Source organism: Haemophilus parahaemolyticus, from assembly GCF_018373095.1.
GTDB classification, from domain to species: domain Bacteria; phylum Pseudomonadota; class Gammaproteobacteria; order Enterobacterales; family Pasteurellaceae; genus Haemophilus_A; species Haemophilus_A parahaemolyticus_A.
In genome coordinates this window covers 1-4,321 of the sequence record NZ_JAHAHT010000122.1, presented here as the reverse complement: position 1 = coordinate 4,321, position 4,321 = coordinate 1, and the positions used below count along the sequence as shown (strand labels likewise).

4 protein-coding genes and 3 tRNA genes are annotated in these 4,321 nt (G+C 37.1%); 2 read left to right on the top strand and 5 right to left on the bottom strand.

The genetic code is table 11. The features are described 5' to 3' along the window. Positions 1–106: 106 nt before the first annotated feature. From KH943_RS09335 to gltX, 5 genes are all read right to left on the bottom strand, one after another. Positions 107–1,177 (bottom strand): hypothetical protein, encoded by a 1,071-nt coding sequence (locus KH943_RS09335; RefSeq protein WP_304110333.1) that lies wholly within the window; start codon positions 1,175–1,177, stop codon positions 107–109. A gap of 14 nt (positions 1,178–1,191) precedes the next feature. Then, positions 1,192–1,503 carry a N(4)-acetylcytidine aminohydrolase gene (gene yqfB / locus KH943_RS09330; RefSeq protein ID WP_304110332.1) on the bottom strand — a complete coding sequence of 104 codons (312 nt, stop codon included), beginning with the start codon at positions 1,501–1,503 and terminating at the stop codon, positions 1,192–1,194. A 501-nt stretch (positions 1,504–2,004) separates the two neighbouring features. Beyond that, entirely contained in the window at positions 2,005–2,199 is a 195-nt protein-coding gene (locus KH943_RS10175) for an integrase arm-type DNA-binding domain-containing protein (RefSeq protein WP_368493506.1), read from the bottom strand. Between the two features lie 157 nt (positions 2,200–2,356). Beyond that, positions 2,357–2,432, bottom strand: a tRNA-Ala gene (locus tag KH943_RS09325). A 63-nt stretch (positions 2,433–2,495) separates the two neighbouring features. Further along, the gene (gene gltX, locus KH943_RS09320) at positions 2,496–3,929 is read right to left on the bottom strand and encodes a glutamate--tRNA ligase (RefSeq protein WP_304110331.1); all 1,434 of its coding nucleotides are present in this window, start codon (positions 3,927–3,929) and stop codon (positions 2,496–2,498) included. A 187-nt stretch (positions 3,930–4,116) separates the two neighbouring features. Here gltX and KH943_RS09315 point away from each other — a divergent pair. Together KH943_RS09315 and KH943_RS09310 are read left to right on the top strand one after the other, a co-directional pair. Next, positions 4,117–4,192: transfer RNA gene (locus KH943_RS09315), tRNA-Val, on the top strand. A gap of 42 nt (positions 4,193–4,234) precedes the next feature. Further along, positions 4,235–4,310, top strand: a tRNA-Val gene (locus KH943_RS09310). Positions 4,311–4,321: the final 11 nt, after the last annotated feature.

The following is a 4,321-nucleotide window of genomic DNA, read 5'->3' as shown; positions in this document are numbered from 1 at the left end:
GACGGTTTAAAATAACCGCTCTCTTCCCAATGTTGATAAAGGGCTTGCTCTACCGCAGACGGATTAAAACGGTCTGCCATTTCGAATTTTTGTGTCATTGTTTTCTCTATTTTGTTAATTTCGAACCTAAATTTTTTAAATTATCCGCTATTTCATCAGACTTAACGAAAGCTGAATCTAAATATCGTTCCTTCATGATCTTCATTAAATCATAAATACTAATTTCTTTGATTAAAATATCTGGAGACTGTTTATCTTCTATTAGTCTCGTTTCCCCTTTAGTTATGATCCAAATTTGTTTATCTGCATTGTCATTGAATGAAATAGTTTGCTTTACTATTTTCCCGCTATATGTAGAACCAAAATTATAATTAATATTTGTAGAACTTCTTATTATTTGAGCCTCATAATTATTAATTTGAGTCATTTTTTCTTGTTCCCACACAGATGTAGGTTTTAAAGTACAATCATAAATAACTTCTAATCTATGTCCATTTGTTGATACACTTGATACTTTAAATATACCATCGGCTCTTCCCCCTGAATTATTCCTTGGGACAGCATAAATCTCTGGAATTCCTAGAGATTTTAATATAAAGAAGGTAAAATCTTCGAAATCAGATCCTCTATAAATTTTTTCTAAACTTGATTCTAAATTAGTAAAAAATACCTCAGTTAGTATTTTTGTATCTAATTCTTCTTTTATAAAATTATCTTTAATCTCGTTTTTTTTAATCAATTTTAATTTGTTAGCAAAGCATTTATCATTAACAAATTTAGGAATAAAACTAACAGAATCTCCTTCTTTTAATCCGTTAACTTCATCTGCTAATAATGAATGTTTATACGAATCTTTCTTACAAAAGAAATCATTTTCTTGTTCCTCATTAATTTTATTAATTATAAAGTCACCATTATCTAGTATTTTCTTTATAGTTGATTCTAAGCGTTTCTCAGCAAGTTCTATATTATTAGCAAAAGCTCCTTTTTCTGTAATATTAGGGATAAATCTAACTAATGAGCCTTCTGCTAAAGATTTTATTTCTTTCTCAAGTAGAGTTTCCGCATAAGAGGATTTTTTGCATAAAAAATCCCTTGATTGATTCTTATCTATTTTGTTAATAATAAGATCACCATTATCAAGAACTTGTTTTATTGTTGATTCAATTTTATTCATAACATATCCTTTCATCATGCCAAATTAAATTTGATTACATAAAATAGACTCTCATTCGGATAAATTACTTTAATCAGTTCTCGCAATTCTACTAACCCCATATTCTCCTGCTTCGCATGCTGTTCTGTCAGTTTATCAAGAGTAATCGGCGACACACTTAACACTTCAATCGTGCAGAAGTATTGATTATCTTCAAAGCGTCCAACACGTAAAATATCGCCTGCTTTAAAATGGCTTTCAGATTTATCTCGAATGGTAATCGTTTTACGCCCAGCGAGAATGTCGGCTTCAAAGCGTTGGTAAAAAGTGATGTCATTTGGTTGCATATTATTGATATTGTGTTGTGATTAACAGGCGAATTCTACCAGAAAATCTGCAAAAAATCCTGAAATTCCTACCGCTTTCCAACCAAGGCAGCCGCATACTTTTAAACACCAAAGAGCAGCTCTTCTATAAATCATTTTGTTGTCTTCTTGTTGGTGGTATTTCACTATCTATCGAAGTAGTGTGTAAATCTTCAGTAAATAAAAAAGGATAGTAAAAACTATCCGTTGTATCGGTGTGTGGTGGCTAACCGCAACGGGTAAAAGCTGCTCAATAGGGTAATCTCTTAAAAATGGAAGAACGTAGAGATTTAAACTAGCTCAATATTTCGCAATGGTTTTTGGCTTGATTTCGTTCGCTTTCTTTTCCCGCTATAATTCTGCAACCTTGCTGAAAGTATTGAATAATTTTGCCTGTTCTTCCTGTGCTTGTTGTTGGCAGTGTGTATGAGGATCAATATTTTGAGCTAGTAAGTCTAAAAATTCCTCATGTTGATTTCTGGCTTATGTTAAAGATACATCAGGATATTTTCCTACGCCTAATAGTACCCGCTTTTTCGTAAAGGGTTGGTAATAGTTGAACCACCATAGCTTGCTTGAACTCGTTTTGACTAACAAAAAGCCCGTGCCCGTCTGATAATGTGTAATCTTTTTTTGCTTTGCCTTTTCGATTTCGGTATTTGTAAGCGATTTAGTTATACGGTTTTTAGTTATATGTGAGCAGTATAATTAAACGTATAACTAAAACACAAGGATTTGATAGATTCGCTTAGGTACGTTTAGGGCAATAAAAAAGCCTTGAACCGTTGTGGCTCAAGGCTTTGGGGTTCTATTTGACCCGCTTAAGTATCGAATTTGGTGGAGATAATCGGGATCGAACCGACGACCTCTTGAATGCCATTCAAGCGCTCTCCCAACTGAGCTATATCCCCATAATTGGTGGGAATAATAAATTCCACCACGAATTCTGTCAAGCGTAATTCTTCAAATTATGCTTAATTTTGAATGAAGTCGATTGCTTTTTGTATGCGTGCAAGTGTGCGTTCACGACCGACTAATTTTGCAGTAATGTCCATAGATGGTGATTGACCAGAACCTGTTACCGCTAAACGGAATGGCATTCCCACCTTACCCATACCGATTTCTAATTCAGCAGCTGTTTGGTTCATGGCATCATGAACTGCCTCAACTGTCCAATCGGTTAGAGCGGTCAATTTTTCCAATAGTTTTGAAAGTGGTGCAACCGCTTCAGGTTTGAAGTTTTTCGCTGCAGCTTTTTCATCGTAAGTTTCAAACTCTTCATAGAAATAACGGCTTGCAGCAGCTAATTCTTTTAAGGTTTTTGCACGTTCACTTAATACAGGAATAATTTCCGTTAATGCAGGACCATTTGCTGTGTTGATGCCTTGATCTGCCATATGCCACTCAAGGTATTTTGCAACGTGTTCCGCAGGTAGGCTACGCATATAGTGTTGGTTCAACCATTGTAATTTTTCGGTGTTGAATGCACTGGCTGATTTGCTAACTGAGTGAATGTCAAATAATTCAATCATCTCTTCACGGGTGAAGATCTCTTGGTCGCCGTGTCCCCAGCCTAAACGTACGAGGTAGTTAATCAGGGCTTCTGGTAAGTAGCCGTCATCACGGTATTGCATTACGCTTACTGCACCGTGGCGTTTTGAGAGTTTTTGACCATCGTCACCGTTAATCATTGAAACGTGTGCATAGGTCGGGATGGGTGCACCTAATGCCTTTAAGATATTGATTTGGCGAGGGGTGTTGTTGATGTGGTCTTCACCACGTACAACGTGGGTGATACCCATATCCCAGTCGTCCACCACCACACAGAAGTTATAAGTTGGTGAACCATCGGTTCGGCGAATAATTAAATCATCTAATTCGCTATTGCTAATTTCAATGCGACCACGTACAGCATCATCAAATACCACTGAGCCTTCGGTCGGATTTTTGAAGCGCACAACGTGTGGCTCATCAACTGAATGGTTATGATCGTGTAAACAATGACGGTCGTAGCGTGGTTTTTCTTTATTTTGTTCTTGCGTGTGGCGCAGTTCTTCTAAACGTTCTTTGGTGCAGTAGCAGCGGTATGCTAAACCTTGTTCGATCATTTGGTCAATCACTTGGTTATAGCGGTCGAACCGTTTGGTTTGGAAGTAAGGACCGTGTTCCCAAGTAAGATTGAGCCATTCCATGCTTTCAATGATAGCTTGAGTGGCTTCAGGAGTTGAGCGTTCTAAATCGGTATCTTCAATGCGTAATACAAATTCGCCGTTGAAATGTTTGGCATATAACCAAGAATAAAGTGCCGTACGTGCACCACCAACGTGTAAATAACCAGTTGGACTAGGAGCAAAACGGGTGCGAACTTTTACGTTTGGATCTAAAGGAAAAAGGGGTTCAATTTTCATTTTATTGCCTATTTTTGTAAAAATTTGGTGAAATTTGACCGCTATTTTACTCTTTTTTAGAGTGTTTTTGGGGAATAAAATAATAAAAAATATAGATTTTGGTTGAAAAAAACAACAAATACGCTAAAAATGGAAAAAAGCGTTTGACGCACAGATAAAAATCTCTATAATGCCCTTTCACAACAACGGGCGATTAGCTCAGTTGGGAGAGCACCTCCCTTACAAGGAGGGGGTCACTGGTTCGAGACCGGTATCGCCCACCACTTTTTTGTGGTCGTTGTTTATAATCTAATATATATGAAAATGGGCGATTAGCTCAGTTGGGAGAGCACCTCCCTTACAAGGAGGGGGTCACTGGTTCGAGACCGGTATCGCCCACCACTTTCAAAGTG

Coding starts and splice junctions, on each gene's coding strand:
- KH943_RS09335 (WP_304110333.1), bottom strand. CDS start 1,177: ATGAATAAAATTGAATCAACAATAAAACAAGTTCTTGATAATGGTGAT.
- gltX (WP_304110331.1), bottom strand. CDS start 3,929: ATGAAAATTGAACCCCTTTTTCCTTTAGATCCAAACGTAAAAGTTCGC.
- yqfB (WP_304110332.1), bottom strand. CDS start 1,503: ATGCAACCAAATGACATCACTTTTTACCAACGCTTTGAAGCCGACATT.